This is a genomic window from Vibrio sp. Vb0349, assembly GCF_033338975.1.
In genome coordinates this window covers 83,152-99,764 of the sequence record NZ_JAWOTS010000015.1, presented here as the reverse complement: position 1 = coordinate 99,764, position 16,613 = coordinate 83,152, and the positions used below count along the sequence as shown (strand labels likewise).

Below are 16,613 nucleotides of genomic sequence, written 5' to 3'. Positions count from 1 at the left end.
GGACGGATTCGAACCATCGAAGGCAGTGCCGGCAGATTTACAGTCTGCTCCCTTTGGCCACTCGGGAACCCCTCCAGAGGATTTTTATACTTAGTAAGATGTTTTCCCAACTCATCTCCCAAGTGCGGAGCGAATCATAGCAAACTCGCTCAGGCTGTAAAGCGTTTTTCTTACGTTTTTACGTTGAATGCTGTCTTTTTGGGCAAAGATGGTAGAAAGTCAGCGTTTTGTTTGTCCTTTGAACAGAAGAGAAGCGCGCTTTTTACTTGAATTTACACTACTTGACGTTAAACACCGTATCTACTGATAAACTGTAAGCAGTTTAATGACATAAGTTTATTCGTTTAGAAGTCAATATCATGAGCATGAAAGCCACGTTATCGTTATCTGTTTTAACGCTTTCTATATTACTGAGTTCTCCATCGGTTTGCGCTGCGATGCGAGGAGGCTCAGCGGTTACCGTTGTGACTGAACAAGTAGAAACGCACGAGATCAATCAATCCTTAACTCTTATCGGCAAATTAAAGGCAGCGGAGTCTGTGGTTGTCGCATCGGAAGTCGCCGGCAAAGTGAATCAAATCGCTGTTAAAGCGAATCAAAATGTTCAGCAAGACCAGTTATTAATTAAGTTAGATGACGATAAGGCTCAAGCCGCTTTGATTGAGGCAAAGGCGTATCTAAAAGATGAACAGCGTAAGTTAAAAGAGTTCCAACGTTTGGTTAAGCGGAATGCGATTACTCAAACTGAAATCGATGCACAAAAAGCCAGTGTTGAAATAGCACAAGCGAGGCTAGATGCTGCTCAAGCCAATTTAGCTGATCTCCATATTACTGCTCCATTTTCTGGCACTGTTGGTTTTATCGATTTTAGCCGCGGCAAAATGGTCAGTGCGGGTACTGAACTTTTGACGTTGGATGATCTTTCCGTCATGGAACTGGATTTACAAGTACCGGAGCGCTATTTATCGATGCTTTCTATTGGTATGGAAGTCATCGCTAAAACCAGTGCATGGGGTAGCCAGATCTTTACTGGTCAAGTCACAGGTATTGATACGCGTATCAGCGCCGAAACACTGAATCTTCGCGTGCGTATTGAGTTTGATAACCCAGAAAATCAATTGAAGCCGGGCATGTTGATGAACGCTTCACTAGCATTTCCTGCTATTAAGGCGCCAATCATTCCTGTTCAAGCGCTTGAATACTCCGGAACTAAACGTTTTGTATATGTAATTGATGAAAACAACAAAGCTACTCGTCAAGAAGTGTCGCTAGGTGCTCGTGTTGGTAACGAGGTGGTGATCGAATCTGGTGTTGAGATTGGTGACAAGATTGTGGTTCAAGGCATTGTTAACATGCGTGATGGTGTCGAAGTGAAAGAAATTGTCGCGCCACTAAAAGCGAACACCACGGATGTGACACGCAATGACAGTGAATCGGATGAGGAAGAAAACTAATGTTACTGTCCGACGTTTCAGTTAAACGCCCTGTCGCGGCGTTGGTTCTGAGCATGCTGTTGTGTGTGTTTGGCTTTGTGTCATTCACCAAATTAGCCGTTCGTGAAATGCCTGATATAGAAAGCCCAGTCGTTTCTATCAGTACGCGTTATGAGGGTGCATCGGCGACTATTATTGAAAGCCAAATTACCTCCGTTTTGGAAGACCAGCTTTCTGGGATCAGTGGGGTTGATGAAATTAGCTCCACTACTCGTAACAGCATGTCGCGTATCACGATCACGTTTGAGTTAGGTTACGATCTCAACACAGGTGTGAGCGACGTGCGTGATGCCGTAGCTCGTGCTCAGCGCTCGCTACCTGATGAAGCGGATGACCCTATTGTTTATAAGAACAATGGCTCGGGAGAGGCGTCGCTCTACATCAATCTCAGTTCTGCAGAGATGGACCGTACTCAATTAACGGATTATGCCGAACGTGTATTGATGGACCGCTTTAGCCTGATCTCTGGGGTTAGCTCCATTGATCTCTCCGGTGGTTTGTACAAGGTAATGTACGTGAAGCTTAAGCCAGAACTAATGGCTGGACGTTCAGTTACAGCTTCGGACATTACATCAGCTTTACGAAGTGAGAACCTAGAAAGCCCAGGTGGTGAAGTTCGCAACGACTCAACAGTAATGTCCGTGCGTACGGCTCGTACTTATAACACGCCTGAAGATTTTCAATATCTTGTCATTAAACGCGCAAGCGACAATACACCTATCTATTTAAAAGATGTAGCAGATGTCTTCATTGGTGCAGAAAACGAAAACTCAACCTTCAAAAGTGATGGTGTAGTAAACATCAGTCTTGGTGTGGTACCGCAGTCAGACGCAAACCCGTTAGAAGTAGCGAAGCTGGTTAGGTCTGAAGTCGATAACATCCAGAAGTTCTTACCAGAAGGTACACGTCTTGCGATAGATTACGACGCGACAGTATTTATCGAGCGTTCAATCGAAGAGGTGTACAGCACGCTATTTATCACAGGCGGCCTGGTGATTTTGGTGTTGTACATTTTCATCGGCCAAGCGCGTGCAACCTTAATTCCTGCGGTTACGGTGCCTGTTTCTCTGATTTCTTCGTTCATTGCCGCGTACTACTTTGGGTTTTCTATCAACTTGATCACCTTGATGGCGTTGATATTATCGATTGGTTTGGTGGTGGATGACGCAATTGTGGTTGTAGAGAATATCTTCCACCATATTGAACGCGGTGAATCGCCATTACTCGCCGCATATAAAGGCACCAGAGAGGTTGGTTTTGCTGTTATAGCAACAACATTAGTGCTGGTGATGGTGTTCTTACCGATCTCCTTTATGGATGGCATGGTAGGTCTACTATTTACAGAGTTTTCTGTATTGCTGGCTATGTCTGTCATATTCTCCTCTTTGATTGCCCTGACGCTGACTCCTGTATTAGGTAGTCAGATTTTGAAAGCGAATGTAAAACCAAATCGATTCAATGAAGCGGTTGATCACTTGTTTAGCAAGCTTGAGAGTGGCTATCGCGCATTATTGAAAGGCGCATTGAAAGTACGTTGGGCTGCTCCGCTGGTGATTCTAGCTTGTTTGGGCGGTAGCTATTTCTTGATGAATCAGGTACCGGCCCAGCTGACCCCACAAGAAGATCGCGGTGTGATATTTGCGTTTGTGCGCGGTGCAGATGCTACGTCATACAATCGTATGTCAGCCAATATGGATATTGTCGAAGACCGATTGATGCCATTACTAGGGCAAGGTTATCTGAAGTCATTCAGCATCCAAACGCCAGCGTTTGGTGGCCAGGCAGGAGACCAGACAGGCTTTGTGATCATGATTCTAGAAGATTGGAACGAACGTGATATCACGGCTCAGCAAGCCCTTAACAAAGTACGGAAAGAATTGGCAGGTATCCCAGATGTTCGAGTGTTCCCATTTATGCCAGGTTTCCAAGGTGGTTCGAGTGAGCCAGTTCAGTTCGTATTAGGCGGCTCTGATTACGATGAGCTCGTTGTTTGGGCTGAAATGCTAAAGAACAAAGCAGAAGAATCACCAATGATGGAAGGAGCAGAGATAGATTACTCGGAAAAAACGCCTGAGTTATTGGTTACAGTTGACCGACAGCGTGCCGCAGAGCTAGGAGTCAGTGTTAAAGACATTTCTGACACCCTAGAAATCATGCTCGGTGGTAAAAGCGAAACGACTTATGTTGAGCGTGGCGAAGAGTACGATGTGTATCTTCGCGGTGATGAAAATAGCTTTAATAATGCTGCAGATTTAAGTCAGATTTATCTGCGCACGAATAGCGGTCAGCTAGTGACGTTAGATGCGGTCACAAAAATTGAAGAAGTGGCGGCCTCTATTCGTCTTTCTCACTACAACAAACAGAAGTCCATCACTATTACTGCCAACCTGTCGGAAGGTTATACATTAGGAGATGCGCTGAATTACCTAGACCAGGAAGCCATCGACAACTTACCGGGTGACATTTCGGTGAGCTATTCGGGGGAGTCGAAAGACTTTAAAGAGAACCAAGCGAGTGTTGCTGTTGTGTTTGCATTGGCACTACTAGTGGCGTATCTCGTGTTGGCGGCTCAGTTTGAAAGCTTCGTAAACCCGTTAGTGGTCATGTTTACGGTGCCGATGGGTGTATTTGGTGGCTTCCTTGGTTTGGTTATTATGGGCCAAGGTATGAACATTTATAGCCAGATCGGCATGATCATGTTGATTGGTATGGTGACGAAAAACGGTATTTTGATCGTAGAATTTGCCAATCAGCTACGTGATCGTGGCGTTGGGTTTGAAAAAGCGATCATTGATGCAGCTGCGCGACGTCTACGTCCAATCTTGATGACTGCGTTTACCACACTTGCTGGCGCAATTCCGTTGATCGTATCGACAGGGGCGGGTTATGAGAGCCGTATTGCCGTGGGTACGGTAATCTTTTTCGGGATGGGGTTTGCGACATTGGTGACCTTGTTTGTTATCCCGGCAATGTACCGATTGATTTCGGCGAAAACACAAGCACCAGGTCATGTAGAAGCAGAGTTAAACAAAGCAATTAGCCATGATACGAAGGGCCGTGTTGCCCACCCCTAGCAGTAGCACGTAAAGCTTTGATTGAAAACGCCGGGCAATTTTTGTTCGGTGTTTTTTTATATAGATAGTGATTACTTATAGATTTAATGATTATTTTTGTTTATTATTTCGCCACTTCTTCGAGGGGCACAGGACTCGCTCATCGTTTTGACTGAATGTTGGGTCTTGTTAGGTTTAATGCTAGGAAAGCAGCCTATGCCTATTATTATTGAGGTGTTTCCTTGAAAAAAGTACGTGGTAGTTACATGGTCGAAATGGTTTTAGTTGCAGGTGTTATGGCGTTGCTAGCAACTACCGCACTTCCAACGTTGACGAATGCATTAAAAGATCGTCAAGATGGTATTTTGCATTCTCTCGATGCTGGTCAACCAAGCAACCATGTGAACAAAGAGGCTACAGAAACGTTCTCTGTTCAGTAAGTGACGACATATTATAGAATCTAAAAGAAGCCGAGGTAAAACTCTCGGCTTCTTTGTTTTTCAATTATGGAAACTTGGTGCTATCTAATGTTAGAAGCGTTTCCCTAGGCTGATTTGTACACCTTCGTAGCTGTCGTAAAAATCTTCAAAACCCATATCCGCGACATTATAAATGTACTCTGCGCGTAACCAGATATCTGTACTCATATCCCAATGGACACCAGCACCGATGTTGAATAGTGCGCCTGAGTCATCTGTGACTTTTTGTTCGTTTGGTACGTACATTTCGACTTGAGTGCCAAGCGCTGTTACGCGACCGAATAGTGATAGTGGCGTATCGCCTAAGTCATCACTCGTTACAACAGCTGACATACCTGCTTGGTAATAGTGAAGATCTAAGTCAGTTTTTAGAGCATCGTTCTTAAGTTCATTTTGTGAATAGCGCAGAACCCCTTCAAACGCGAGGTATTGGTTTACATGGTAACCCCAGCCAACTGTGATATGTGGTGTTGACCACTCATTGTCTCTATCCGAGCCGAAATACGGTGTATCAAAACCAACGTTACCAGTACCCAGATAAAAATAAGATTGATGAGCTTGTTCTTGAGCAGCTAAAGTTGGCACGCTAATGGTCAAGGCAGACAATAATAGAATGGCGTTTTTCATAACTAGACGATAACCTTGGTAAAAGACCGTTGTAATGATTTGTTTAAATGTTAATTTAATCAATAGGATGGATGGTAATTATCATATCAGCTTTTATCAAAGGTAGTGATTTTAGAATGGGAATTGTTGCGCTAAAGCATACTTATTACTCATGACTACCGACTAACTAGATATGGTGACGAAACTAGCTAAATAAGAGAGAAGGAAAGGAAAGTGGCTGAATTCAAATACAAAAACTTGACTCAAGAAGAACAAGATAAGTTAGACGCGGCGACATTTCGCCGTTTATTGGCGCATTTAGATGCCAACAAAGACGTACAAAACATCGACCTGATGATCCTTGCGGGCTTCTGTCGCAACTGCTTTAGCAAATGGTATAAATCTGAGGCTGAAAATCTCGGTTTGGATTTAGATATTGATGACGCTCGCGAACGTGTTTACGGGATGACTTACGATGAATGGAAACAAAATCATCAACCAGCGGCAACGCCAGAACAATTGGCTGCGTTTGAAGCGCGCCAGAAAAAGTAAAACCCAGCGATAAAAACAGCCCGCATGAAGTTGGGCTGTTTTTTAAAGTCCAGTTTGCACGTTAAGCGTTAGTTGAGCCGCAACAAGCTGGCTCAACGCAACCTTTTGCTTGAATGACTTCGAGTTGAGCTAAGTAAGGTTGAATATCGCCGATGTTCTCTTTTACCCATGTTAAGTCATAATACGTATCTAGGTAACGCTCTCCAGAATCACATAGAAGCGTCACGATAGAACCCTTCTCACCGCGTTGTTTCATCTCACAAGCCAATTGCAGCACACCGTAAAGGTTGGTGCCTGTTGATGCGCCGACTTTACGCCCAATCAGCTGAGATACCCAATGGGCGGTTGCCACACTGGCTGCGTCTGGAATTTTGCGCATTTCATCAATGACACCAGCAATAAAGCTTGGTTCGACACGTGGTCGCCCGATACCTTCAATTTTGCTGCCAGTATCACCTTTCAATGAGTGGTTTCCTGACTGGAAAGCGTCGTAAAACACTGAGTTTTCAGGGTCTACCACGCAAAGCTTGGTGTCGTATTTTTGGTAACGAATAAAACGGCCAATGGTTGCTGATGTGCCGCCTGTTCCAGGACTCATCACTACCCAGCTAGGAATCGGGTGATCCTCTAACTCCATTTGGCTAAAGATAGAGTTCGCGATGTTGTTGTTACCGCGCCAGTCAGTCGCACGTTCAGCATAAGTAAACTGATCCATGTAGTGACCATTTAACTCTTGAGCCAAGCGTCGAGACTCGTCATAAATCTGATCTGAGCGCTCTACAAGATGCGCTTTACCACCGTAAAACTCAATTTGTTCAATCTTTTTACGTGCGGTGGTTTTCGGCATAACAGCAATGAACGGTAAGCCAAGCAAGCGAGCAAAATACGCTTCCGAAACGGCAGTGCTGCCTGAGGACGCTTCAATCACTGTGGTTTCAGGACCAATCCATCCGTTACAAATCGCATAAAGAAACAACGAGCGTGCCAATCGGTGTTTCAGAGAGCCTGTTGGATGCGTGCTCTCATCTTTTAGGTAGATATCGATACCATCAAGAGAAGGCAGTTCAAGTTTAAATAAATGAGTATCAGCAGAACGTTGGAAGTCTGCTTCAATTTTACGCACTGCATTGTTGATCCAATTGTGGTCAGTACACATGGCGTCTCTCCTTGGGAAATCGATAGATAAGTATTAGATAGGGATAATTTATCTATAATTTTCGAGAAAAACTTTGCTATTGTTACTCTTAATAAATATTTTTGTAGAAAAATTTTCTACATTTTATGGGTTTTATAGAAATGAGTTTAGATCGAATAGATAAGCAGCTGCTTGCTTTACTACAAACCGACAGCACCTTGTCATTAAATGACGTGGCTGAGCGAGTCAATCTTACTACAACACCATGCTGGAAGCGCTTGAAAAGGTTGGAAGAAGAGGGCTACATCGAAAAACGCGTGGCGTTGTTAAGTGCAGAAAAGCTCGAGCTATCTTTCATTGCATTTGTTCAGTTAAAAACGATTGATCATTCCGAAGGTTGGTATCACCATTTTGTTACAACTGTGAGTGACTTTCCTGAGGTAATGGAGTTTTATCGTATGGCTGGCGAGTATGACTACATGATGAAAGTACTAGTCAAAGATATGAAGTGTTTTGACGAATTCTATAAGCGGTTAGTTAATAGCGTAAAAGGGCTATCTAATGTGACTTCAACATTTGCTATGGAGTCCATTAAATACACAACAGAGTTACCAATCCTAAAATAACTCGCCCTATAAGAATTCTATCTAATGTTAATTCTACCTTTTAGTATTTTAAATGTTAAAAGGTAGTTTGATTATGCTTTTAAAACTATTTCCTATCAGATTTTCATAAATATAAACGATATTTATTCTCTCTTCTATTTTTCATTAACCATTTGTTTTTACAGTCCATTAATCCCATACATCATAATGAAAGAAAAAATAACGCAATTTTTTCTCTTTCTTTTTCATGTTTTATTTTATTGAATATTAATTTTTACTAAATTAATGGAAGAGTTTGATTTAAACGTTTGCTTTTTGTGTTTTCATGTAATTTGGTCGCTATTTTTGAGTATTTGTTTTTAGGATTAATACAGTAGCAATTACTTAAGTAATAAAGTACTCAAAAATGGGGATAGTGATTAATAAAACATCGTATTATTATCGCCCCATCTTGTATGTAACAAAGTATTACTAAAAATGAACAGAAATTACTATTTGCTTTTTCTCGCAGCTTTACTCGCTGGCTGTGGCGGTGGGGGAGACTCTAAGCCGAACAATACGAAGACACCAACTACGATAACAAAGCAGAACCGTCCGCAATTAAAAGTGGAAGACACGGTGTTGAAGTTTGAAGGAGTGGGAACGGTTACTGAAGCAAAACTGAGCAATGTACATGGGTCGGTATCTTACCAAGTCATTGACTCTAATCCGCCAAATGTCGTGAAAATTAATGACTCAGGAATACTACAAATTCTGCGCCCAGGAACGGCGACTATTCTTGCTACAGATAGTAGCTCTGCTTATGAATCTTCTGAAGCAAGATTTTCTGTCACTGTAGAGCGAGGCATCAATACTGAACTTTCAGTGAGTGATCTGAATTTCAATGCGATTGAGCCAGAAGGAAAAGCGTTGATCGTCCGTGGCCAAAAAGGCGAACTGAGTTATGAGGTAGAAAGTGGTCATAACTTGATTCGTGTTGATGAGAACGGTTCGGTATATTCATTAGGTTCAGTTGGTCAGGCATCGGTGCTGATTACTGATTCAGGTAACGACTTTTACTTGCCGAAACAAGTTCGCGCTACGGTTAAACTGCATGCAGTAGCTCCGGGGCAATTACAGTTCGCTTTGCTTGAAGACGAGTATCGAGAAGGGTTGACGTTAGAACCAGTGCGTCTAGATAAAGCTCAAACGCAACGTATTTCTTACAAAATTATAAATAGTGTACCAGACAGCAAGGTGGCCGAGTTGCTAGATCCTGAAACGGGTTTGCTTCTTGTTCATAATGTTGGGCAATTAACGGTTGAAGCGACAGCAACTTACAGCGACGCGTTTCTAGATAAACAGCAAACAGCGCAATTTTTTGTGGATGTAAAACAAGGCAAGCGTCAAGAAATCAGCGCAGCGGATATCGTCACAACTTATGAGGAAGGAGGACGAATTTTCCCTAAGGTGACGAACGCCTACGGTGACTATGAGCTGAGAATCATTCGTGGTGAAGACGTTGTTGCTAAAACTGAAAATGGTGAAGCATTACTGATCAAAGGTGTTGGTGCTGCTGAAGTGGAAATTTACGAGCATGACATGCGTAATTATCCTGCAAGCAAAACTCGTTTTGATCTTGAAGTTAATCGCGCGCCTCATCCCGTTATAAAAGACATTGAAATGGCGCTTACCTATCAACCAAATCTTTCAATCCCTCTGGCGTTTAAAGGGCAAAAAGGTAACGTAAATCTAGTTAGCAGCTTACCTAATGGCTTACGAATGACTGACGGCAAGTTGGAGGTAGTGACTGCGGGTGAGTACGACATTAAGTTTGAAGACGATGGTGGGGAGTTCTACCAACCTATTCAATTTAATGTCGCCATCAAAGTTGCAAAGGCTGAAGGCCAACCGATGGCAACGCACGATTATGACGTTGTATACAGCAACAAATACAGTTTTGATCTTCACCGTGATTTTGGTTTGAGTGCTGACGAGCAAATTGAGATTGTAGATAACACCGCACCAGATGTTGTCGGTGGTTTTAGTGAAGGACGTCTCCATGTGTATAAAGCGGGTAAAGCGACGCTAACTGTGCGCAGAAAAGAGAGCGCGAATTATACTGTTGGTCCTGATCAAAAAGTCTACGTGACAATTTTGAGTGCGCCGAGCCGAATTGAAGTTCAATCCGATGTGGAAGAGATTTGGAAGGTTGGCCAAACATTTGTTGCGCCGAAAATCTCTGGTACGGTTGGGGAAGTTACGTACCGATTTGCAGACAACGCAGCAACAGATGTAGTTTCCTTAAACAGCCAAACGGGTGCCATGCAAATTCTTAACGCGGGTAGCACAAAAATTATTGTTTCGGATGCGGGGGACGACAAAGTGGATCCGGGTGAAAGTAGTTTCTCGGTCACGATTAAACAAGGCACAAACCCTGTATCGGTTACTTACCCAACGGTAGAATTCTCCGCTGGTAGTGTTATCTCACCAGTGATGAGTGGTGGGACTGCGAAGGCAAGTTACCGTCTTATTAACCAAAAAGATCCTGTGGTCGAGCTAGTTTCCCCTGATACGGGGCGTTTGAAAATCCTGCACGCAGGCGAGTACCAAGTAGAGGTTACTCTTACTGGACGCAACTACAAAGCTAAAACAATCGTCGTAAATGGCACTATTAACAAAGCGAATCACCCTGGTTTAAGTGCTTCTACAATGAAGGTGGAATTTGAACCATTTAAAAAGGTTAAGCTAGACTTTGGTACACCAATAGGAAACCGCAGCTATCAAATATCCAGCTCAACAATTAAAGGAGTCGCTTCATTAGATGTTGATAAGGAAGAGCTGACGTTACTTGACCTCCCACCAGTAAAAAGACGTTGGATTTCTCTCGACGTTTCGGAAGGAGAATCTCGAGATTACAAAGCGTTGGAAAGTAAGAAGGTCCAGCTGCATCTAAGCTTTGCAGATGAAGGTGTTGCGGATCAATATACATTGCTTGAAACTGAACAAACAGTATTGTTTAGCACGCTAAATGCACGTGAGTTTTCTAACTTAGAAGAAAGTGAGTTTGGTTTGATGAACGTTCGTTCAGTGCGTGAGCCAACGGACGAAGAATTGAAATTATACGGCAAAGGTAAGATTGCACTACTTGCATTCAAGCCGGTGGGTAACGATGACCAAACTCTAATAAAAGGAGCGTGGGTACACTTAGCTCGATTTGATGGATGTACATCAGAGCTGTTCGAAGATGATCTCAAGCCTTTTGAAGCAATTGACTATGATGACCCAGGGTACTGCACCAACGGCAGCACGATTCGTATGACTCGGTTCTTAATAATTGATGACTCGAAGATGGAAAAGGTAGAGTATGAGTTAGTAGCACCTGTGATTACTTACCGTCGTGGGGTTCGTGAATTTTTAGCAACGAATAAAGGTGGATTCTATGCCGACCCAAATGTCATTTACGGGAAAGGCGAATATGGTTACCCGAAATCACTTTACGAATGGTCGGTTATTAACATGAAGTATCAACCAAATTAATCATCGTTTGATACCCATTAAAAAAGGAGTGCGGAACAGCACTCCTTTTTTCGTCTGGCGAACACGAGCTATTTCGTGTAGCGCATCACCCCTTCTTGCACGGCGGTCGCCACTAAGTGACCTTGCTGGTTGTATATTTCGCCACGGACCAACCCACGAGTATTGCTCGCCGTTGGGCTCTCTATCGCATATAGAAGCCATTCATCCATCTTAAACGGGCGATGGAACCAGATAGAGTGGTCAATGGTGGCCACTTGAAAGTTAGGCGTCATTAATGAGACTTCATGTGGATGCATTGCTGTTACAAGGAATCCCCAATCGGATGCGTAGGCCAGAAGGTACTGGTGAATTAGCTGATTCTCTGGCATTTCACCATTAGCACGAATCCAAAGGTACTGTTTGGGTTCTGCTTTTTTGGGCTTCAAAGGGTTGATAACCGTAACGGGGCGAGTTTCGATTGGCTTTTCCCCGCAAAATGTTTTGCGTAAGCGTTTGGGTAGAAATTCTGCAATATGGCTTGCGAGCTCACTCTCTGAGGCAAAGTTTTCTGGACCAGGGATATCTGGCATTTCTTTTTGATGATCAAACCCAGGTTGATCGCCATGGTAGGATGCGGTTAGGTAAAAAATAGGGCGTCCATTTTGAATTGCCTTTACGCGTCTAGTGCTAAAGCTACGGCCATCTCTCAGATTTTCTACATCATAAATAATAGGTTTTTCTGGATCGCCAGGGTACAAAAAATAGCTATGGAAGGAGTGTACCGTGCGTGTTTCTTCAACGGTGTAGCGCGCAGCAGAAAGTGCTTGCCCAATTACTTGACCGCCATAAACTTGAGGCAAACCTAGGTTTTCACTTTGGCCACGAAACAAGCCTTCTTCTAATTTTTCGAGTTGTAGTAGGCTGAGCAATTCTCGTAGTGGTTTACTCATTGTGTCTCCTCACCGTTGTCTTTCATTTCCAAGTTACCTCAACAGCCTCACTCTTGTGAAGTGGCATAGTTAAGAACTATTGAGTAACTTAGAAATAGTATTGTTCCAATTATGAAACAAAATCAATTGTTTGATAAATTCTAACTCAGTCAAACTATTGTCAAATAAAGTGACAGGAAGCAGACAGTTTTATATTCCACACCTATAATTGCCTCGGTTTAATGCTCTTTTCGAGGAATATATGAAAAAAACACTACTACTTGTTACTTCTCTACTCTTTGGGGCTGCGTTAGTGGGTTGCCAAACTTCTCAAAATACAGAAATGGAATCTACAGAAGCGTCAATGAAGACGATTACAGGTACAGTGGCTTATCGCGAGCGGATTGCCTTGCCACCAAACGCAGTGGTTACTATTGCGTTAGAAGATGTGTCCTTGGCGGATGCGCCAGCAAAAGTGTTGGCGAAACAGACATTCGAAACGGAAGGTAAGCAAGTTCCTCTTTCTTTTGAGTTGAGTTACGACAGCAATGAAATCAAACCAAACCATCGTTACAGCGTTCGTGCTCGCATTGAGGTAGATGGAAAGCTGCGTTTTATCAGCGACACACATAACGGTGTTATTACAGATGAAGCACAAACTCACCAATTAGATATTCGTCTAGTTGGAACACGTTAATACGACGTACTGAGAACAAAAAATGGCAGCTTAAGGCTGCCATTTGTATTTTTTAAGTGAAGTTTTGCCAACTTCCGATACTTCAATCCCTTCTGCTTCTAATTTCTTTTTTTGTCGCTCTAAGTCTCTGCCTTTTAAAGATATTTTTCCTTGGCTATTTACCACTCTAAACCAGGGGAGTTTGCTGCCTTCTGGTAGGTTACCCAGTGCTTTACCAACATGTCTCGCATAGCCCGGATAACCGGCCATTTTTGCAATTTCCCCATAGGTGGAGACTTTTCCTTTTGGAATTTGGTGAATTACAGCAAAGATTTGCGCTAAAAATTGGTCCATACTCAAAAGTGTCTATTTTGGATTACTAAGGAATGGTAAACCATTGGACTTGTATATTGCTAACGGTTCTTAACCCTTGTGTTGTCAGCGACTCACTTTGAAGAATTACATTTTCTGTTCTTTAGTGTCGTTGGTTGATGAGCCTTAAACAGCATGAAGCAAACGCAAGCTAAGCTTGAATCTAGACCCTCTCAACGACTTTCAATCCCAGTTTTTGCCGTTGAGTTACCAAGTAGGTGGGGAAGCCAGGAGGCGCTATGATTTTATCGACACTTCAATTTTTCGTTACGACCTTACTCGCTGTTGTCTGCGTTCGGGCGATGAGTTTGAGCGAGGGTGACATTCCCGTTCTTGCACTTATGATCCCCGCGCTGTGGGTTCTGCCACAAGGTGGGTTCGCTGGCCTAGTATTACTGGGCGCGATGATGGCTTTTGGTGCGACACTCTCAATGCAGCCAATTGCTTTGTCGGTTGGTGTTTTGATCCTTTTCCCACTTTTAATGGTGGTATTTTCTCGTAGAAGCTCTTTAGGTGTGTTGCTCACCGCTGGTCTTATTGTACTTACACTGCAAGTTGGTCTTATGGTCACACAGCAAGGCGGTAAGCTGGATGGGTCTGCTTGGGTTACAGTGGTTCAAACCATTGCGGTTATGGCGATGTGGTGGTCGGCTGCGCATTGGACGCCATCCAATAAACACAGCTGGTGGCCGTTGTTTTTGTTGCTCCCATTGTGGATTGCAGGCCTACCGTATGCCGTTCTTATGGCGTTAAGTTTGACGGGAATGTTAGCGTCAATGGAAGCACTTGCGAAGCTTCAACATACCATTCGTTGGAGCAAATTATTATGTTGGACATTGCCGACTGTGGGTTTTGCCGCTTTGGTCGTCAGCCCGACCACGGATGTGCCAAACCCTGTTTTCGTGGTTTGGATCTGTTTGTTAGGGACGGCTTGGATGACTGACTATATTTTACGTAGTAGCGATGAACAGGCTGAATTATGAATTTTTAGTCAGGTAAAAAGTGACATGTGCGGCAGAGTATCGAATTGGTTGTGGAACAAAATGGAGATTAGTATATGTTCTTCATTTCATATTTACTACACTTCCAATAATAATAACCACAATATAAGTGGTTGATTTAAGATAAGTTTGTCATGACAACTTTTGCTCGAACACTGTTGCTTTTTGCATGTTGCCTCTTGAGTTTGAATGTAAAAGCCGAAGCCCCTTTAATTGCTCATTATAAAGTCGCGACTGAAGCGGATGATGTCGTCACTCGTGTTCTTTTCAATGCTGCTTCAAAGGAGTTTGGCTTTACCGTTCAATACGTAAACTACTCCAGCTTTGATGCCATTCTAAATTCAGTAGCGAATGGGGAAGCGGACTTTGCTGCGAATATCACTTACACACAAGAACGTGCTCAACGTTTTAGTTATTCCCGCCCAACAAATATCGAATATACCTACCTCTTTGGTTTAAAAGATTCGACGTTGAGTGACATTTCGCGTGTTGGCGTCCCCAAAGATACAGTTTATGCCCAATTACTTAAACAACACTACCCTGAGCTAGAACAGATCTCTTATCAAGGTCACGAACAAGCAGTAACACTGCTACGTTCAGGTGCTGTGGACGGCGTTGTCGATGCCATTAACCAGCTCAAGCCGATGCTGATGGAGGGGTTTGACGCCAAGATGCTCAATGATCAGATTTCGATAAAGCCCGTATCCATCATCAGTAAAAAAGATCATCATTTTGAGGAGTTGGACACGTTCGCCACGTTTATTCACGGAGAAGCGGTGCAAAAGCAGCTTCGCGAAGAAATTTCCCAGTATCAATTTGAATTAAGGCGAGCAGCGTTGCGTGAGTCTATTCGTTTATTGCCCCTTGATTTTAATGAACCAATACGGATTAAGCTCGAATCTATCTTTCCATATGTTGTATACAACGCAGATGGTAGTGTCGAAGGGATGACGGCTGATGTAGTTCTAAGAAGCTGTGAGATCTTGGCTTTAAACTGCTTGATCATTAGTGAGCCTGGTGAAAGCTGGGGTTCTATGTACCATGAGTTTATCCAAGGTAATTTCGAAATTTTGGCGCCGTTAACGGTCAGCCGTGAGCGGCGCGCATTTAGCTACTTTCCAAAGTCCCATTACGCGCCAGCATCGGTGATGGTCAAGCGTTTAGGTTACAAGCCGAGCACATACTCTCATGTTTCACAGTTGATATCTGAGCGGATTGGCGTAGTTAAGGATGACTTTTTCGATCAAATGATGACGCAACTGTTACCGCTAAAAGAACTCAAACGTTATCGTACCCAACAAGAGCTCATTCAGGGGCTACTAAATGAAGAAGTCGATTACATTCCGATGGATACGGCGATGCTCAATCATTTTTTACGTCTCAGTGAATTGGTTCCGATAGAGCAGGATACCGCTATTGGCGAGTTTTATGAGTCACAACTCTCTGTTGGATTGGTCGCGAATGAAAAAGGAGCCATGCTTGCGCCTTTCTTCAGTCGAGCGATAGCGATGTTAGAAGTTGATAAGATCATTGCTCAGTACGATGTACGCCCAGATTGGCGTACCGCACTTGAATATGAGATTCGATTAGCGACGCAAACACAAGCTGTGTTTATCTTTGTATTATTGTTTGCTATTTGTGTTTCGCTTTATCTTTACCGTCAATCGAACACTGACAACTTAACAGGGTTAAGGAACCGTCGTGCGTTGCAAGTAAAGTATCGAAAAGGAGTAAACAAAGATCTATCCATACTTTACTTAGACATTAATCATTTCAAACGAATCAATGACACTTATGGGCATCGCGCTGGGGACGAAGTTTTACAACTACTGGCACTAAAAATTCATTATGTCTGGTCGGGAAGATGTTATCGAATTGGAGGGGATGAGTTCATATTGCTGGGTTATCCAACGCAAGCCGAGTTAACTAGAGCAATGAGAGAGCTCAGTAGAATCGACGTGAAAGGCAAATTATGTAGTGATTTGGAGTCTATAAGTATCTCTATTGGTTTCTCTGCAAAAAGGGAACGGCACATGAGCTTAGAGCAAGCGATGCATTTGGCTGATGAAGACATGTACATGAGTAAGCAGTCCTCACGGCACGACTCCTCTTATCGTGACTGCACGGTTTCATCATAAAGGAATGAATTGATCGAGTTTTGTTCAAACGGTAATGAAATGATGAAATTCAAGGTTTTTGCTCTTGCATTATGAG

At 43.2% G+C, this 16,613-nt stretch carries 13 protein-coding genes and 1 tRNA gene; 9 read left to right on the top strand and 5 right to left on the bottom strand.

The genetic code is table 11. The features are described from left to right. Positions 1 to 67, bottom strand: a tRNA-Tyr gene (locus R7Q47_RS16300). Positions 68 to 359: 292 nt separating this feature from the next. On the opposite strand from R7Q47_RS16300, the gene R7Q47_RS16295 reads away from it, so the two are divergent. The 3 genes from R7Q47_RS16295 (at position 360) to R7Q47_RS16285 (ending at position 4,986) form a co-directional block, all read left to right on the top strand. Then, entirely contained in the window at positions 360 to 1,454 is a 1,095-nt protein-coding gene (locus R7Q47_RS16295; RefSeq protein WP_005389959.1) for an efflux RND transporter periplasmic adaptor subunit, read from the top strand. Beyond that, complete coding sequence (gene vmeF / locus R7Q47_RS16290; RefSeq protein WP_213876656.1) at positions 1,454 to 4,567, top strand: multidrug efflux RND transporter permease subunit; 3,114 nt, start codon at positions 1,454 to 1,456, stop codon at positions 4,565 to 4,567. The genes R7Q47_RS16295 and vmeF overlap by 1 nt, the downstream gene beginning before the upstream one ends. 221 nt (positions 4,568 to 4,788) lie before the next feature. Continuing rightward, positions 4,789 to 4,986, top strand: coding sequence for a type II secretion system protein (locus R7Q47_RS16285; protein WP_031781369.1), 198 nt, complete (start codon positions 4,789 to 4,791; stop codon positions 4,984 to 4,986). Positions 4,987 to 5,076: 90 nt separating this feature from the next. On the opposite strand, the gene R7Q47_RS16280 is transcribed toward R7Q47_RS16285, so the two are convergent. Further along, positions 5,077 to 5,652 carry a porin family protein gene (locus R7Q47_RS16280; protein ID WP_318089259.1) on the bottom strand — a complete coding sequence of 192 codons (576 nt, stop codon included), beginning with the start codon at positions 5,650 to 5,652 and terminating at the stop codon, positions 5,077 to 5,079. Positions 5,653 to 5,865: 213 nt separating this feature from the next. Between R7Q47_RS16280 and R7Q47_RS16275 the strand changes: the two genes are divergently transcribed. After that, positions 5,866 to 6,183, top strand: a complete 318-nt coding sequence (locus tag R7Q47_RS16275; RefSeq protein WP_005378586.1) for a DUF1244 domain-containing protein — start codon at positions 5,866 to 5,868, stop codon at positions 6,181 to 6,183. A gap of 61 nt (positions 6,184 to 6,244) precedes the next feature. Here the strand turns inward: R7Q47_RS16275 and R7Q47_RS16270 are convergent, their stop codons facing one another. Further along, on the bottom strand, positions 6,245 to 7,339 hold the full coding sequence (locus R7Q47_RS16270; RefSeq protein WP_005389952.1) for a PLP-dependent cysteine synthase family protein: 1,095 nt from the start codon (positions 7,337 to 7,339) through the stop codon (positions 6,245 to 6,247). 140 nt (positions 7,340 to 7,479) lie between these two features. Between R7Q47_RS16270 and R7Q47_RS16265 the strand changes: the two genes are divergently transcribed. Both R7Q47_RS16265 and R7Q47_RS16260 read left to right on the top strand, forming a co-directional pair. Further along, positions 7,480 to 7,944: an Lrp/AsnC family transcriptional regulator gene (locus R7Q47_RS16265; RefSeq protein ID WP_025998626.1), complete on the top strand. Its 465-nt coding sequence runs from the start codon at positions 7,480 to 7,482 to the stop codon at positions 7,942 to 7,944. 456 nt (positions 7,945 to 8,400) lie between these two features. Continuing rightward, entirely contained in the window at positions 8,401 to 11,442 is a 3,042-nt protein-coding gene (locus R7Q47_RS16260; protein ID WP_318089258.1) for a cadherin repeat domain-containing protein, read from the top strand. Between the two features lie 68 nt (positions 11,443 to 11,510). Here the strand turns inward: R7Q47_RS16260 and tesB are convergent, their stop codons facing one another. Further along, on the bottom strand, positions 11,511 to 12,371 hold the full coding sequence (tesB, locus tag R7Q47_RS16255) for an acyl-CoA thioesterase II (RefSeq protein ID WP_005378575.1): 861 nt from the start codon (positions 12,369 to 12,371) through the stop codon (positions 11,511 to 11,513). Positions 12,372 to 12,612: 241 nt separating this feature from the next. Here tesB and R7Q47_RS16250 point away from each other — a divergent pair, with 241 nt between their 5' ends. After that, complete coding sequence (locus R7Q47_RS16250; RefSeq protein WP_005378572.1) at positions 12,613 to 13,047, top strand: YbaY family lipoprotein; 435 nt, start codon at positions 12,613 to 12,615, stop codon at positions 13,045 to 13,047. A 30-nt stretch (positions 13,048 to 13,077) separates the two neighbouring features. Here the strand turns inward: R7Q47_RS16250 and R7Q47_RS16245 are convergent, their stop codons facing one another. Further along, positions 13,078 to 13,380, bottom strand: a complete 303-nt coding sequence (locus R7Q47_RS16245) for a DNA base-flipping protein (RefSeq protein WP_005378570.1) — start codon at positions 13,378 to 13,380, stop codon at positions 13,078 to 13,080. A 257-nt stretch (positions 13,381 to 13,637) separates the two neighbouring features. Between R7Q47_RS16245 and R7Q47_RS16240 the strand changes: the two genes are divergently transcribed. Then, positions 13,638 to 14,381, top strand: coding sequence for a hypothetical protein (locus R7Q47_RS16240; RefSeq protein WP_005389942.1), 744 nt, complete (start codon positions 13,638 to 13,640; stop codon positions 14,379 to 14,381). Between the two features lie 152 nt (positions 14,382 to 14,533). Continuing rightward, entirely contained in the window at positions 14,534 to 16,537 is a 2,004-nt protein-coding gene (locus R7Q47_RS16235; protein WP_213962926.1) for a GGDEF domain-containing protein, read from the top strand. Positions 16,538 to 16,613 lie beyond the last annotated feature (76 nt).

What these genes read in the sequence shown, in the direction of transcription:
- R7Q47_RS16295 (WP_005389959.1), top strand. Translation starts at nt 360, where the DNA reads ATGAGCATGAAAGCCACGTTATCGTTATCTGTTTTAACGCTTTCTATA.
- vmeF (WP_213876656.1), top strand. Translation starts at nt 1,454, where the DNA reads ATGTTACTGTCCGACGTTTCAGTTAAACGCCCTGTCGCGGCGTTGGTT.
- R7Q47_RS16280 (WP_318089259.1), bottom strand. Translation starts at nt 5,652, where the DNA reads ATGAAAAACGCCATTCTATTATTGTCTGCCTTGACCATTAGCGTGCCA.
- R7Q47_RS16270 (WP_005389952.1), bottom strand. Translation starts at nt 7,339, where the DNA reads ATGTGTACTGACCACAATTGGATCAACAATGCAGTGCGTAAAATTGAA.
- R7Q47_RS16265 (WP_025998626.1), top strand. Translation starts at nt 7,480, where the DNA reads ATGAGTTTAGATCGAATAGATAAGCAGCTGCTTGCTTTACTACAAACC.
- R7Q47_RS16260 (WP_318089258.1), top strand. Translation starts at nt 8,401, where the DNA reads ATGAACAGAAATTACTATTTGCTTTTTCTCGCAGCTTTACTCGCTGGC.
- tesB (WP_005378575.1), bottom strand. Translation starts at nt 12,371, where the DNA reads ATGAGTAAACCACTACGAGAATTGCTCAGCCTACTACAACTCGAAAAA.
- R7Q47_RS16250 (WP_005378572.1), top strand. Translation starts at nt 12,613, where the DNA reads ATGAAAAAAACACTACTACTTGTTACTTCTCTACTCTTTGGGGCTGCG.
- R7Q47_RS16245 (WP_005378570.1), bottom strand. Translation starts at nt 13,380, where the DNA reads ATGGACCAATTTTTAGCGCAAATCTTTGCTGTAATTCACCAAATTCCA.
- R7Q47_RS16240 (WP_005389942.1), top strand. Translation starts at nt 13,638, where the DNA reads ATGATTTTATCGACACTTCAATTTTTCGTTACGACCTTACTCGCTGTT.
- R7Q47_RS16235 (WP_213962926.1), top strand. Translation starts at nt 14,534, where the DNA reads ATGACAACTTTTGCTCGAACACTGTTGCTTTTTGCATGTTGCCTCTTG.